This window comes from Dehalobacter sp. DCA (assembly GCF_000305775.1).
Taxonomy (GTDB): domain Bacteria; phylum Bacillota; class Desulfitobacteriia; order Desulfitobacteriales; family Syntrophobotulaceae; genus Dehalobacter; species Dehalobacter alkaniphilus.
The window spans coordinates 911,846-926,736 of record NC_018866.1 but is presented as its reverse complement, the minus strand read 5'-3'; the positions used below and the strand labels follow the sequence as shown (position 1 = coordinate 926,736).

The 14,891-nt window shown below is 47.4% G+C and carries 10 protein-coding genes; all 10 read left to right on the top strand.

Annotated elements, in window-relative coordinates; all coding sequences use genetic code 11:
- Positions 1–232: 232 nt before the first annotated feature.
- The 10 genes from proC (at position 233) to hypF (ending at position 14,870) form a co-directional block, all read left to right on the top strand.
- Positions 233–1,033 (top strand): pyrroline-5-carboxylate reductase, encoded by an 801-nt coding sequence (gene proC, locus DHBDCA_RS04320; protein ID WP_015042946.1) that lies wholly within the window; start codon positions 233–235, stop codon positions 1,031–1,033.
- Positions 1,034–2,149: a glutamate 5-kinase gene (proB, locus tag DHBDCA_RS04315; RefSeq protein ID WP_015042945.1), complete on the top strand. Its 1,116-nt coding sequence runs from the start codon at positions 1,034–1,036 to the stop codon at positions 2,147–2,149.
- Positions 2,150–2,280: 131 nt separating this feature from the next.
- Complete coding sequence (locus DHBDCA_RS04310) at positions 2,281–3,534, top strand: glutamate-5-semialdehyde dehydrogenase (protein ID WP_015042944.1); 1,254 nt, start codon at positions 2,281–2,283, stop codon at positions 3,532–3,534.
- A gap of 616 nt (positions 3,535–4,150) precedes the next feature.
- A complete protein-coding gene (gene nuoE, locus DHBDCA_RS04305; RefSeq protein WP_015042943.1) occupies positions 4,151–4,660 on the top strand; it encodes an NADH-quinone oxidoreductase subunit NuoE in 510 nt (169 codons plus the stop codon).
- A gap of 27 nt (positions 4,661–4,687) precedes the next feature.
- On the top strand, positions 4,688–7,774 hold the full coding sequence (nuoF, locus tag DHBDCA_RS04300; protein WP_015042942.1) for an NADH-quinone oxidoreductase subunit NuoF: 3,087 nt from the start codon (positions 4,688–4,690) through the stop codon (positions 7,772–7,774).
- Between the two features lie 9 nt (positions 7,775–7,783).
- The gene (locus DHBDCA_RS04295) at positions 7,784–9,568 is read left to right on the top strand and encodes an NADH-dependent [FeFe] hydrogenase, group A6 (RefSeq protein ID WP_015042941.1); all 1,785 of its coding nucleotides are present in this window, start codon (positions 7,784–7,786) and stop codon (positions 9,566–9,568) included.
- Between the two features lie 129 nt (positions 9,569–9,697).
- A complete protein-coding gene (locus DHBDCA_RS04290; RefSeq protein ID WP_015042940.1) occupies positions 9,698–10,534 on the top strand; it encodes an ABC transporter permease in 837 nt (278 codons plus the stop codon).
- Entirely contained in the window at positions 10,531–11,274 is a 744-nt protein-coding gene (locus tag DHBDCA_RS04285; RefSeq protein WP_015042939.1) for an ABC transporter ATP-binding protein, read from the top strand. Before DHBDCA_RS04290 ends, DHBDCA_RS04285 begins: the two co-directional genes overlap by 4 nt.
- Before the next feature lie 43 nt (positions 11,275–11,317).
- Positions 11,318–12,310 (top strand): aliphatic sulfonate ABC transporter substrate-binding protein, encoded by a 993-nt coding sequence (locus DHBDCA_RS04280; RefSeq protein WP_015042938.1) that lies wholly within the window; start codon positions 11,318–11,320, stop codon positions 12,308–12,310.
- 79 nt (positions 12,311–12,389) lie between these two features.
- On the top strand, positions 12,390–14,870 hold the full coding sequence (gene hypF, locus DHBDCA_RS04275; protein ID WP_015042937.1) for a carbamoyltransferase HypF: 2,481 nt from the start codon (positions 12,390–12,392) through the stop codon (positions 14,868–14,870).
- Positions 14,871–14,891: the final 21 nt, after the last annotated feature.

Here is a 14,891-nt window from a genome sequence, read left to right as displayed (position 1 = left end):
ACGGCTATCTCACCGTTATCTGAGCTTGAAGCGGCGTATTCGCAATTAAGGTGGTACCGCGGAAGATATACTTCTTTCGTCCTTAGATGGACAGAGAAGTATTTATTTTTTTCTGCAGAAAGTATTCTTTAATGAATCAAAATGATTTGGAAGATATCAAGGGAAAAACTTACAGGAAAAAATGGGTAAAATATTAAAATAAGAAATTTAGGATAGAATGGGGCGTGTAAATATGCAAACGATCGGATTTATTGGAACAGGCAATCTGGCTTCGTCCGTGATTAAGGGGTTATCTCAGCAGGACACAGATTTCAGGATCATGGCCTATGATGTATTTCAGGAAAAAGCAGCAGCGCTGGCCAAAGCATATGCCGTTACAAGCGCTTCTTTTGCCGAAACCATTCAGGGATCAGATGTTATATTTCTGGCGGTAAAGCCTAAAGATATCAAAGGTCTTCTTGACCAGCTCGCTCAGTTCAATCTTACAGGAAAGCTTATGATTACGGTAGTAGCAGGAATAGGATTGTCTGTTTACGAACAGGCGCTTCCGGGCATTGCCGTGATCAGGGTCATGCCCAACACGTCCAGTGCGGTTCTGCAGGCTGTATCCGGGTTGGCCAGAGGACGCTGTGTCACGGACGGACAGGTAAAAATGGCTGAAACGATCTTTGCTGTTTTGGGAAAATTCCTGTGGATTGACGACAGTAAAATGAATGCGCTGACTGCCGTCAGCGGCAGTGGCCCGGCCTATTTCTATTTCTTTACGGAACTGATGGCGCTGGCCGGTGAAAAGCTTGGCCTGACGAGAGACGAAGCTGAATTTCTGGCCGCGGAGACCATGGTTGGCGCAGGGAAAATGCTTGCGGAGAGCGGCAAAACTTCGCTGGAATTAAGAGAAGCTGTTACATCGCCGAACGGAACGACCTACGCGGCACTGGAGAGCTTCCGGCAAGCCGGGCTGGCGGATATCGTCGGTCAGGCTATGGAGGCCTGTGCTAAACGGGCTGAAGAGATGGAAGGAGAGTATGTTTGAATGAATACCCTGAAAAGGGCAGTTTTAAAAATAGGCAGCAATAGCTTAAGCCTCGCGGAAGGCGGCATTAATGAAACGGTCATCGATCAACTAGCCTGGGTCATTGCTGAGCTGAGAAAGCAGGGAACAGACTGCATTCTGGTTACCTCTGGCGCTGTTGCTGCCGGGATGGCCAAGATGAAGCTGAAGGAACGTCCGAAGGATATTGTCGGCAAGCAGGCCACAGCGGCTGTTGGGCAGGGAATATTGATTGAAAGGTATTCGTACTATTTTGAGAAATATAGTATGAGCTGTGCCCAGGTCCTTCTTTCCCGGATCGACTTGGTTGAAGCTGAACATTACCGGAATGCCAAGAATACCTTGGAAAAACTGCTGAACTTCGGAGTTGTTCCGATCATCAATGAAAATGATACCGTGGTCTTCGAAGAATTATGTTTCGGGGATAACGATAGGTTATCCGCGCTGGTGGCGGGAATGGTCAACGCTGATCTATTGGTCCTGCTGACGGACGTGGACGGTTTGTTTACAGCGAACCCTGTGCATCATCCTGACGCCGTTTTGATTACGAAAGTAGAAAACGTGGCGGAGGTTAAAGGTTTGGCCGATAGCACAGGTTCCGAGATTGGAACCGGCGGTATGGTCACCAAATTAAAGGCTGCTGAAATGGCAACCCGGTTCGGCACGCCGACATTTCTGATGAATGCGGCAAGAATTGCCCAAATCAAAGACATTGCCGAAGGAAGCTATCCATTAGGGACCTATTTCCCGCCGTTGAAGCATAAGCTTAATGGAAAAAAACGCTGGATGGCTTATGCAGCGTTATCGATGGGGACGGTTATTATTGACGCTGGTGCCGAGAAAGCCCTGCTTCATGACGGCAAGAGCCTGCTCGCTTCCGGAGTAACCGGGATCGAAGGATTTTGGGAGCGCAAAGACCTGATTAAAATTGTGAATAACCGCGGAGAAGAAATTGCCCGCGGGATTGTGGAATTCAGCAGTGAAGAGACGGAGAAAGTCAAAGGACGTCATTCTGAGGAAATACGCAGGCTGATTCCGGGTATTAAAGCTGAGGAACTGGTTCACAGGGATAACTTGACGATTACGCAGGAATACTGATCAGGAATATTCGATAGTTCTTTGTTATGACAGAAAAAGATATTATCAAATTTACGAGAAGATCATAAAAATATGTTTAGCAATCGAGTAATGATTAATTATTCGAGAGATTGACGGGAGGTTGTTAAATCATGGATTTTGCTAAAGACCTTATCATGATTGGCCAGCGGGCCAAAAATGCGGCACGCAAACTGGCTTTCACCGGCACGGAAACAAAGAATAAAGCCTTACTCGCAATGGCCCAGGCGCTTCTTGACAACGAGGATGCAATTCTGGAAGCCAATGTGCTGGATGTTGCGGCAGCAGAGAACAAAGGACTTAAAAAAAGCTTGATCAACCGTCTTCGTCTTAGCAGCGCCGGGATTTCAGATATCAGCAATGCGATCAAGGAAGTGGTCGGACTGCCCGACCCTGTCGGCGGCGGAGAACTGTGGAAAAGGCCGAACGGTCTGGTTATTCAGAAGACGATGGTTCCGCTCGGTGTCGTGGCGATGATTTATGAAGCCCGGCCGAATGTGACGGTGGACGCAGCGGCGCTGTGTTTAAAATCCGGCAATGCCTGCATCTTACGCGGAGGCTCAGAAGCGATTGAAAGCAATAAAGTACTGGCCAGGGTGATCGCTGAAGCCGCTGAACAAAGTGGGATTCCGGAAGGTGCGATTCAGCTTATACCGAAGACGGATAGAGAGTATGCCCTGCAGCTGATGCGCATGAATAAATATATCGATGTGATCATTCCGCGGGGCGGGGCAGGACTGATCCAGACAGTGGTTGAAAATTCCACCGTTCCGGTGATTGAGACGGGTACAGGGGTCTGTCATGCTTATGTTGATCTCGATGCTGATTATGAAAAGGCAGTATCGGTAGTCTTTAACGCCAAAACTCAGAAACCCGGCGTCTGCAATGCGCTGGAAACCTTGCTCGTTCATGAGGCGGTGGCGGAAGAGTACCTGCCGATGATTGGAAGGAAATTTAAAGCGTACGGTGTTGAGATCCGCGGCTGTGAAAGAGTCAGAAAGATTTTGGATTATGCTGTTCCGGCAACGGAAGAAGATTGGTCGACGGAGTACCTTGATTTGATCATCAGCGTTAAGGTCGTCAACAGTATTGACGAAGCGCTGGATCATATTTATACGTATAGCACGAAGCATTCTGAGACGATCATTACCGAAAATTACACGGCCTCCCAGCGTTTTTTAAATGAAATCGATGCAGCCGCGGTTTATGTCAACACTTCAACGCGTTTTACCGATGGCGGAAGATTCGGCTTTGGCGCCGAGATCGGCATCAGCACGCAAAAGCTGCATGCCCGCGGTCCGATGGCTTTGCCGGAACTGACGACGATCAAATATATTGTTTATGGAAACGGCCATATTGTGGAATAGCATCCATGATGCAAAAGGCCGCGCTTCGCACTCCATGCTCCGCTTGACGCTGGATTTGTGGCACGCAGACCAAATAGGGAATAATATATAGATGTTTTCAAGTTCTGGTACGAATGCTTATAGAATTCTCCGTAACATCTTTGTATTGCGGTCAAATCTGGCGGGTGCTATAATTTTTCAAGAGATATTTTATATTTATTCTGATGAACATTTAAGATTCTAAAATAAATATTGACGGTTGTTTTTAAATATTTGTGTTATCGCTGCATACTTTTTAATGTACCGGAAAGGCTTTGAGATATTTCTTTTTACCCGTTTGATGATCCGTGCGTGAAGGATGAGACCTGAACGATTCCATTGGAGGGTTAGCACAGTGTGTTAATACCATAGATAAGTTTCTATATAGGGGGCGATATTTTTTATTCTTTAGCTTGTGATCGTTAGTACTTGGAACAAATTTGTATGGATATATTAAAAGTTATACGTACTTTTTGATATATCTAGACCGCCAAAGGCTCGACGTCAACCAAGTTTTCTTTAAAATGTAGGGAGGGATTCTTTTTTTTGGACACTGGTTGTGAATCTGAACACAAAAAGTTACCTAAGGAGGTAAACAATGAGCAACAAAGTTGAGAATTGTCAATGTTGCTGTAGCGAAGAAACTGACCAACAAAAATTGGACATGATTGCTGAAGTAATAGAAAAATACAAGAATAGAGAAGGAAGCCTGATTCAAGTTCTTCATATGGCTCAGAATATTTATGGATATTTGCCTCTGGAAATCCAGAGATTTATTGCAGAAAGCTTGAACAAGCCTTTGTCGGAGGTATCGGGCGTTGTTACTTTTTACTCTTTCTTTTCGACCCAGCCCAGAGGAAAGCACATTATCCGTGTTTGCCTTGGTACGGCTTGCTACGTCAGGGGCGGCAAGAAAATTATCGACCGTCTGGAACAGATCCTGGACATAGAAGTTGGCGGAACAACGAAAGACAGGCTCTTCACTTTTGAGGTAGCCCGTTGTATCGGCGCCTGCGGACTGGCTCCAGCCATGATGATTGACGATGTCGTGTATAAGCAGGTTAACCCGGATAAGCTTGATAGTATCCTGAATAAATATAGAAATTAGGGTAGGGCTGGAGGTGAAATAAAGCGTATGAAAGTCAATAGTGTTGCTGATTTGGATCAAATTAAAAAGGAATACAGTGAAAAACTGTCCAAGTATAATTATCAAATCCTTGTATGCGGAGGCGCAGGTTGTGTATCCTCCAACTGCGGTGAAGTATCCGCTGCGCTTGTGAAATATCTGGAAGAATACGAGCTTCAGGACAAGGTTGCAGTTAGTGAAACAGGCTGTATGGGGACTTGTGCGGTCGGTCCTGTCCTTCTTATTCTACCTGATGAAACTTTTTATACGGATGTTAATCCCGAAAAAATGGCCGAGATCGTAAAATCTCACATTATCAACGGTACGGTGCTGGAAAAGTATACATTCTACGATCAGACGCTTGGCAAACACGTTCCAAATATTAAGGATATTGGTTTTTTCAAAGACCAGGTCAAAATTGCGCTCAGAAACTGCGGTCAGATCGAATACGCTTCGATTGACGCTTATATAGCCAAAGACGGTTATTATGCGATTGCCAAAGCTGTGGGTGGCATGAAGCAGCAGGATGTTGTCGATGAAGTTAAAAAGTCCGGCATCAGAGGCCGCGGCGGTGCAGGTTTCCCGACAGGCATCAAATGGGAAGCTGGAATGAAATCAACGAGCGATCAGAAATTCATGGTCTGCAATGCTGACGAAGGAGACCCTGGTGCGTTCATGGACAGAAGCGTCATCGAAGGTGACCCGCACAGTGTCATTGAAGGGATGATGCTCGGTGGTTATGCGATTGGTGCAAGCATGGGCTATGTTTATATCCGGGCGGAGTATCCGATTGCCGTTGAACGTCTGGGTGCCGCGATTGAAGAAGCCCGCGAGTGCGGCCTGCTCGGAGCGAAACTGTTTGGTTCGGATTTTGAGTTTAACCTGGAAATCCGGATTGGTGCAGGCGCTTTTGTCTGCGGTGAAGAAACATCTTTGATGGCTTCGATCGAAGGCAAACGCGGAGAACCCAAACAAAAACCACCGTTCCCATTCGAACGCGGCTTGTTTGGCAAACCGACCATTATCAACAACGTAGAAACCTTAGCATGCATTCCTCCGATCATTCTGAAGGGTTCGCACTGGTATTCGCAGTTTGGCACTGAAAAGAGCAAAGGCACCAAGGTCTTCGCACTGGCCGGAGATATCGTCAATACCGGTATCGTCGAAGTCCCGATGGGCATGAGCCTTGGCAATATTTTGTTCAATATTGGCGGGGGCATTCCCGGAGGTAAAAACTTCAAGGCTGCCCAGGCCGGAGGCCCTTCCGGCGGCTGTATCACGAAGGAATATCTGAATACGCCGATGGATTATGAAAATATCAGCAAAATCGGTGCCATTATGGGATCCGGCGGACTGGTCGTCATGAATGAGGATACCTGTATGGTCGATACCGCCAGGTACTTCATGGATTTCATCCAGGATGAATCCTGCGGAAAATGCGTTCCTTGCCGTGTGGGAACCAAGAGAATGCTCGAGATCCTGGAACGCATTACCAAGGGAGAAGGCCAGGAAGGCGATATCGAACTTCTCGAAGAGCTCGGCGCTCAGATCAAAGAAACCGCAATGTGCGGTTTGGGTCAGACGGCTCCCAATCCGGTCTTAAGCACCATCCGGTATTTCCGTGACGAATACGAAGAGCATATCAAGAACAAATACTGCCGCGCCGGCGTATGTTCGGATTTATTCCTTTCGCCGTGTGAGAATGCCTGCCCGGCAAGCGTCAATGTACCCGGATATATGGGCTTGATCTCGGCAGGAAGATATATCGATGCTTACAACCTTATCAGACAGGAAAATCCGTTTCCGGCTATTTGCGGAAGAATTTGCACGCATCCGTGCGAAAGCAAATGCCGCAGGGCACAGCTGGACGAAGCGATCTCGATTTCCGATCTGAAACGGTTCGTGGCGGATTATGCGTTCAAGCATGAAGAAGAATCCACGAAAGACATTGTCTTTCCGAAAAACGGCAAGAGCGTCGGCATTATTGGCGCAGGTCCTTCAGGCTTGACTTGCGGCTATTACCTGGCAAGACTTGGCTATGAGGTCGATGTTTATGAAGCAGCGCCTGTGGCCGGAGGCCTACTTGCATTTGGTATTCCGGAATACAGGCTGCCCAAAGACGTGCTTAAGCATGAAATCAAACTGATTGAGCAAGTCGGTGTCAAGATCCATCTGAATACCGAAGTAGGCAATGACGTCAGCTTCGCCGGGCTGCGCAAAAAACATCATTCCATTTATATTGCAACAGGAACCCAGCTGTCCAACAAGATCAATATCCCGGGCGAAGACCTCGAGGGGGTCGTTCACGGCTTGAATTTCCTGCGCAATGTGAACCTCGGACAGGATGTGAAGATCGGTGAAACCGTGGCGATTATCGGTGGCGGCAATACTGCGATTGATGCAGCTAGAACGGCTTTAAGGTTAGGCGCTAAGAAAGTCAATGTTTTGTATAGAAGAACGATTCAAGATATGCCTGCTGATGCCAGAGAAATCTGCGATATGATTGAAGAAGGCATTGAGATTATTCCGCTGGTTGCCCCGACCCGTTTTATTGGCAAAGACAAAATCGAAGCAATTGAATGCGTCAGAATGAAGGTGAGCGGCTTTGATTCTGCCGGCAGAAGAAAACCAAAAATTGAAGAAGGATCCAATTTCACCCTGAAGGTCGATATGGTCATCCCGGCGGTCAGCCAGTCTTCGGATCTGCCGTTTGTCGGAATGGATGATGTTGAACTAACAGAGTGGGGAACTTTTATTACGGATAAAGACACCTTGATGACCACGATGGATGGCGTATTTGCCGGCGGTGACGTTGCCAGAGGTTCCGATGTGGCCATCACGGCAATTGCAGACGGTAAGAAAGCTGCATCTTCCATTGACCTCTACCTGGGTGGCAAAGGCGTGCTGAATAAAGGCGAAAAGATCGAAATTCCTGCGCCGGCAGATCAGGACGAACTCGTTGAGCATGCCAGATTCCCAATGGAAGTTCTTGACCCTGAGAAGAGAAAAGACTGCTTCTGCGAGGTGGCTCAAGGGTACCACAAGCTCAATGCAATTGCAGAATCTATGCGCTGTTTACGCTGTGACAGGAGGTAGGGTAAAGGCATGGTAAATTTAAGAATTAATAACAAAAGTGTTTCCGCTTTGGAGGGCGCGACTATCCTGGAAGCCGCGAAACAGAACAATATTCATATTCCTAACTTGTGCTATTTGGAAGGCGTTCATAAGTTTGGTTCCTGCAGACTGTGCGTTGTTGAAGTCGAAGGCGCCAAGAGCCTTCAGCCTTCCTGCATGGTTACGGTCAGAGAAGGAATGGTTGTCAAAACCAACACCGAAAAAGTCCGTAAGGCCCGGAAAGTCCTTTATGAACTGATTCTGTCCGACCATCCGAAAGACTGCCTAAACTGCGAACGCAATCAAAGCTGCGAGCTGCAGGAAATGGGCAATATGCTCGGCGTCAGTGAAGCCCGTTTCGAAGGAAAACGTTCAGCCGGCTGCATCGACAAATCCCCTTCCATTACCCGGGATATGTCCAAATGCATTCTTTGCCGCAGATGTATCACTGTCTGCAACGAAATTCAGCAGGTTGGTATTCTGAATGCACAAAACCGCGGATTTAAGACGGTTGTCGGTCCGGCTATGGATCTGCCGATTAATTCCGTAAACTGTGCTTACTGCGGACAGTGTACGGTGGTCTGTCCTGTAGGCGCGCTGAAGGAAACCGATGCGATCCAGGATGTCTGGCAGGCGATCAATGATCCCAATAAACGCGTTGTTGTTCAGGTTGCCCCTGCGATTAGGGCTGCAATCGGCGAAGAGTTCGGGCTGGAACCCGGGACACTCGTTACCGGCAAACTCGCTTCTGCTTTGAGAGAACTCGGCTTCGACGATGTGTTCGACACCAACTTTACGGCTGACCTGACCATTATGGAAGAAGGCACCGAATTCTTGACCAGGGTGAAAAATGCGCTGACCGGCGGCCAGGCTACCTTGCCGATGATTACAAGCTGCAGCCCGGGATGGATCAAATATGTTGAACATGCCTATCCGGAAGAACTTGACCATCTCTCGACCTGTAAATCCCCGCATACCATGCTTGGGGCGCTGGCGAAGTCCTATTATGCCGACAAGATTGAAGTGGATCCGAAGGACATGTATGTTGTATCGATCATGCCCTGTACGGCCAAGAAGTTCGAAGTTTCCAGACCGGAAATGCAGAACAATGGCGTACCGAATGTCGATGCCGTACTGACGACCAGAGAACTTGCCAAGATGATTAAGGAAGCCGGCATTGATTTTGTAAACCTCGAAGACAGCAAATTTGACAATCCGCTGGGTCTTTCCTCCGGTGCTGCCGATATCTTCGGCGTTACCGGCGGTGTTATGGAAGCTGCCCTGCGTACAGTTTACGAAGTGGTTACGGGACGGGAACTGCCGTTTGATAAGCTCCATGTTACTCCGATCGTTGGCCTGGAACAGATTAAGACGGCGGATGTGATCATCGAGAATCCTGTTGAAGCTTATAAGTTCCTCGACGGAGTTACGGTAAAAGTTGCTGTAACCAGTGGTCTGGCAGGAGCGAAGATCCTTCTGGACCAAATTGCCAAAGGTGAATCCCCCTATCACTTTATCGAAGTGATGGGATGCCCCGGCGGCTGCATCAGCGGCGGCGGCCAGCCCAGACCGACCACACCGGAGATTCGTCAGAAACGTCTCCAGGCTATTTATAAGGAAGATGAAGGCAAGCAGCTTAGGAAATCTCATGAGAATGAGGATGTCATGAAACTGTATGCCGAGTTTCTGAAAGAACCCAATGGCCATAAATCGCATGAACTGCTGCACACGTATTATACGCAGCGCGGAAAGTTTAACGAATATCTCTGCAAGTAGGGTACAATCAAGAAAGAGCCTAACAGTTAAAGTTGTAGGCTCTTTCTTTTTTTTCGGGAATGCTGTAATATTAATTTTCCAAGGAAACAATGCAGCTTTAATTTAGACTAAGGACAGGTACACCGTTTGATGCAAATTAATCAAGGAAAAACGAAAAAAGGGTTTGACGGGCAGCCGGATACACATAACCGGACAAAGCTCCTGAATATACTCAGAGGGGCGGTTTTCCCATTAGCTGTGATTGTAGTTTGGGAATTAGCGGCACGCAGCAGTCTGGTTAATACCTACATCTTGCCTCCGCCAAGTGAGATCTTGAAAACATTTCTGCATATGCTTGCAACCGGGATTTGGGAAGAACATCTGCTGGCAAGTTTGCGGAGATTGGTGTACGGGTTCTTTTTGACGGTTGTTTTTGCAGTTCCGATGGGTATTCTGGTAGGCAAAGCCAGAGGGTTCAGGCATTGGGTGAATCCTACACTGCATTTTTTGCAGCAGATTCCGCCAATCGCTTGGATCCCGATTTTTATGCTTTTGCTCGGGATTGATGAAGCCTCCAAAGTTGCAGTGATTGTGTATGCCTCATTTTTTCCGGTTTTCCTGAATACGGTGCAGGGCGTTACCAGTGTTGATCCGAAGCTGATCGAAGTTGGTCATGCCTATATGCTTTCTCCATGGGCAATGATTAAAAAGGTGTATATTCCTTCAGCAGCTATGACGATTTTTGTGGGTCTAAGGCTTGGGTTAAGCAATTGCTGGCGGGCGCTGGTCGGAGCGGAAATGCTGGGAGCATCTTCGGGAATAGGCTATCTGATCATTGAAGGCAGACAATTAGCCCAATACGATAAAATTTTTGTTGCGATAGTCACCATCGGAACTGCCGGGATGCTTATCGACCTTTTCCTCAGAAAAATTGAAAATAAGCTAATGCCGTGGAAAAAGATGTATCAAGCAGGTGAGCGCAAATGAATAAGGTTTTAGTCGAAGTCCGTGATGTCGGTAAGGTTTTCCATAGCGACTGGGGAAGTATTGAAGCCCTGAAAGAAGTCAATTTCCGGTGCAACCAATCAGAATTTGTCAGTATTGTCGGAGCCAGCGGGTGCGGCAAAACTACGTTACTCCGGATTATTGCCGGCTTGGAACCCCCGAGCAGCGGAGAAGTGCTGATTGATGGAGAAAACATTGACGGGCCCGGTTATGGGCGTGCCGTCGTATTTCAGGAACCGCGGCTCTTTCCGTGGCTGACCGTTGAAAAAAATACCGCGCTGGGTATCCAAGGAGTACAGAAACAAGACGAAGTTGAGAAAATTGTGGCCAGCTCGCTTCAGTTAGTAGGGTTAACACAGTTCAGCAAAGCGTATCCTTACGAACTGTCCGGAGGAATGGCCCAAAGGGTCTCTTTGGCGCGAGCGCTCACTTTTAAACCGAAAGTATTCTTGATGGATGAGCCGTTTTCGGCCCTTGATGCCCAGACCAGGGCCAGAATGCAGGAAGAAATCATTGATCTTTGGCAGAAAACCGAAAAAACCGTTATCCTTGTCACCCATGATATCGAAGAAGCACTTACCGTCAGTCAAAAAATCATGATTATGTCGCCGTCTCCCGGTACGATCAAAGAGGTACTGGAAGTACCGTTTGCTTATCCAAGAAATCCTGATGGGTTAGAATTTATCAACATGAGGAAAACTATACTTGAGGCCATTCGCTAAGCGAATCAAATGTTTTCGATAAGTATTACGAGGGGGTTTATTGATGAAGAATTACCTTAAAGTTTCTTTCACTGTATTATTGTCATTATTGCTGCTGATTTCGGTGACAGGCTGTCAGCCCAATATAGCCAAACAGCAGGAAAATCCGAAAGTTATTAACATATCGTATTCGACGAAGCCTTTGAACGCTCCGGCAATTGTAGCACTGGAGAAAAAGATGTTTGAAGACGAATTTGCGAAGGATAAAATTCAGGTGAAGTGGTACGAATTGGAAGGTCCGGCAACAACGGAAGCCCTTGCTGCCAAATCGATTGATTTTGCCACATCACTGAATTATGTTTCGGCCATTATCTCGAATGCGAACGGCAACGATATTAAGATTCTTTCGAGCTATTCCAAGTTTCCGAAGGGGATCGGCCTGGTTGCAGCCAAAGGTGGCGAAATTGCATCCGTAGCGGATCTGAAGGGAAAAAAGATCGCCCTGCAGAAGGGAACAATGCTGCATGAAATGCTGATCAAAGCGCTTGCCGAGGCAGGCATGTCTGCGAATGACGTAGAAATAATCAGCATGGCCTCAGCTGACGCGCTAAACGCGCTGCTGCAAAAACAAGTGGATGCTGCGGTCATCCCTGATCCACTGCTGACCAAAGGGATTGCTTCCCAAAAAATCACCCTGATCCGGAATGCTGAAGGCCTTATCCTTGGTCAGGCTGTAATCGCCGCGCGAACAGAGTTTATTCAGAAGTACCCTGAAACAACAAAGCATTTTCTGGAGATCCATCAGCAAATATTGGCCTGGATACAGGAAAATCAGGATGAAGCTTTGCGAATGACGGCTGACACCAATGGAATGGAGTTTAAAGCGGTAACTGCTTTATATCCGAAATTTGATTTTACAATGCCGATTGACAGTCAGGACATTGTAAAACTTAAAGAATCGGCTGAATTTCTGAAAGCGAATGGTTTTATCAAGTCCGATGTTGATCCTGACGAGCTGGTTAACCGTCTGGTCGATACCTCATATCTTCCAAAATAACCATTAGAGAAAAACCCGATGTAAGTTTAATCACATGAAAAAATAAGGATGATATTACAAACAGAAGAGTGGTAAAAACGTGACAAGAGCTGTAAGAATTCGGATCAACGGCATTGTTCAGGGAGTCGGCTTCAGGCCGTTTATTTTTAAACTTGCCCGGGAACTGGACATTAAAGGCTGGGTAAATAATTTCAGCGGCGGAGTCGAGATTCAGGCTGAAGGGGAACGGGTAGAGGATTTTATTCGCAGAATCAGAACAGACCGGCCAACTTTGGCTGTGATTGTATCGCTGGAGATAACCGAGATCCCGGTTCAGCATTACCGGGAGTTCACGATCACAGAAAGCAGGGAGTCCGAAGACAAGGATGTTTTGATCTCTCCGGATGTTGCAGTATGCAGGGACTGCTTGCAGGAAATGCTTCACAGTAAGGACCGGCGCTACCTCTATCCGTTTATCAATTGTACCAATTGCGGTCCGCGCTATACGATCATCAAGGATCAGCCTTATGACCGCAAGAAAACGACCATGGCGGGTTTTCAGATGTGCCCGGAATGTCATCAGGAATATTTGGATCCGCTGGACAGGCGGTTTCATGCCCAGCCGACTGCTTGTGCGGTTTGCGGGCCTGCACTTAAATTACTGGATCGTACAGGCAATGAAATTAGCGGCAACGGGATCGGCATTGACTTGCTGCAGGAAGGCGCGATCCTGGCCGTCAAAGGTCTTGGCGGCTTTCATCTCGTCTGTGATGCCTGCAATCATGAGGCGGTCAGCAGATTGCGCCGGGTCAAAGAGCGCGGAGCAAAACCATTTGCTGTCATGGCCAGGAATATCGAAACCGCCCTCAAAGAGGTGACGATAACGGAGCTCGAAAAATCGACGCTTGCCGGTCCCTCTGCACCGATTGTCCTGCTGCCGCGCAAGAAGAATGAAAATAGCCGGATTTCTCCGAAAACAGCACCCGGCCTTCAATCACTTGGCATCATGCTGCCGTATACACCGGTTCATCATCTGCTCTTTCAGGGGACCTATGATTATCTCGTGATGACCAGCGCAAACCTGAGTGGACAGCCTTTAATATATGACAATCAGGAAGCTTTGGCAGGTTTAAGCGGAATTGCTGATTATTTTCTTCTAAACAACAGAGATATTTATCATCCGTGTGATGACTCAGTCATGCAGATGATTGGGGATCAAATGACCTTTATCCGTAGGGCCAGGGGCTATGTACCGCTGCCGCTATTTTTAAAACAGGAGATCAAAACACCGATTGTCGGTCTGGGCGGAGAAATGAAAAATGCTTTCTGCCTTGCTTCCGGAAAGATGGCTTTCATGAGCCAGTATATTGGAGATATGCATGGATATGAAAATTTGGAACGTTTTGAACAGGAGTTATACTCCTTTCAGAAGGTAACAAACATTGCTCCGCAAAAAACTGCTTATGATATGCATCCGGAATATTCGACGACCCGGATTGCCCGGTCGATGGATCGCCCAAAAATTCGGATTCAGCACCATCATGCCCATCTCGTCAGCGTGATGGCAGAACATGGGATGGATGAGCCGATGCTCGGCCTGATTTGCGACGGAACAGGTTATGGCGAGGACGGCAGAATTTGGGGCTTTGAGTATCTTTTCGGAAATCAGGAAGGCTATGAGCGCAAAGCATACCTTGAATATCTGCCCTTGCCCGGCGGCGATGCCGGAGCTAAATATCCGCTCAGGATTGCCTATGCTTACTTGAAGAAACTTATGACACAAGAAGAATGGCAGCGGACGGAACCGCTTTGGACTAAATTATCTTCTCAGGAAAAGAATATCCTGGATGGCCAGCTTCGAAGCGGATTTCAGCTGTTTGAAACTTCCAGCGCAGGACGCCTCTTTGACGCGGTCAGCGGTATGCTCGGGGTCTGTACAGAAGTGACATACGAGGGACAGGCAGCGATTGAACTGGAGAGTGTGGCCGAGAAATGGCTGGAGGACGGAAACAAGGACATTCAAAAAAACCTGAACGAATTCCAAAAAATAAGACTGCAGGCATCAATGAGGGTCAAGGCGTCGGCTGCTCTCTTGGATCAACACGGAATATCTGGTCAGACAATTGCAGAAAAACGCCTAAAACTTATTGAGCAATATAACGAAATTGCCGGCAAGACAGATGGAAGTTTCTGTCCGGGCTTATATCCTGCTTTATATCCAGCCTGTCTGGAGATTTCAGGTGAACCGCAGCCCGGTGTTCTTCACGTAAAAGTGGGGAGCCTCTTGAAAGAGATCGCCAACGATGTGCTGCTTCAGAAAAATCCTGGGGAAGCTGCGCTTAGATTTCACTATTCTTTAGCGTGTCAGATGCTAGAAACGGCGATGCTTATTGGTCTTGAAAACAAAAAACTGCCGATTGCAGGCGGTGTTTTTCAAAATAAGCTGTTGACCGAGATTTTGATGTTCTTGGCGGAAGGGATCGGGGTAGAGATCCTTTACCCGCAGAAGCTCCCGTCCGGGGACGGCGGTCTTGCCTTCGGTCAGGTGCTGATTGCAAATGCCGTGAATCAAAAATGTTAATAGGTTTGAACAAGTATTCGC

Excerpts from the sequence above, each read along its gene's own strand:
- proC (WP_015042946.1), top strand. The coding sequence starts at position 233 with ATGCAAACGATCGGATTTATTGGAACAGGCAATCTGGCTTCGTCCGTG.
- proB (WP_015042945.1), top strand. The coding sequence starts at position 1,034 with ATGAATACCCTGAAAAGGGCAGTTTTAAAAATAGGCAGCAATAGCTTA.
- DHBDCA_RS04310 (WP_015042944.1), top strand. The coding sequence starts at position 2,281 with ATGGATTTTGCTAAAGACCTTATCATGATTGGCCAGCGGGCCAAAAAT.
- nuoE (WP_015042943.1), top strand. The coding sequence starts at position 4,151 with ATGAGCAACAAAGTTGAGAATTGTCAATGTTGCTGTAGCGAAGAAACT.
- nuoF (WP_015042942.1), top strand. The coding sequence starts at position 4,688 with ATGAAAGTCAATAGTGTTGCTGATTTGGATCAAATTAAAAAGGAATAC.
- DHBDCA_RS04295 (WP_015042941.1), top strand. The coding sequence starts at position 7,784 with ATGGTAAATTTAAGAATTAATAACAAAAGTGTTTCCGCTTTGGAGGGC.
- DHBDCA_RS04290 (WP_015042940.1), top strand. The coding sequence starts at position 9,698 with ATGCAAATTAATCAAGGAAAAACGAAAAAAGGGTTTGACGGGCAGCCG.
- DHBDCA_RS04285 (WP_015042939.1), top strand. The coding sequence starts at position 10,531 with ATGAATAAGGTTTTAGTCGAAGTCCGTGATGTCGGTAAGGTTTTCCAT.
- DHBDCA_RS04280 (WP_015042938.1), top strand. The coding sequence starts at position 11,318 with ATGAAGAATTACCTTAAAGTTTCTTTCACTGTATTATTGTCATTATTG.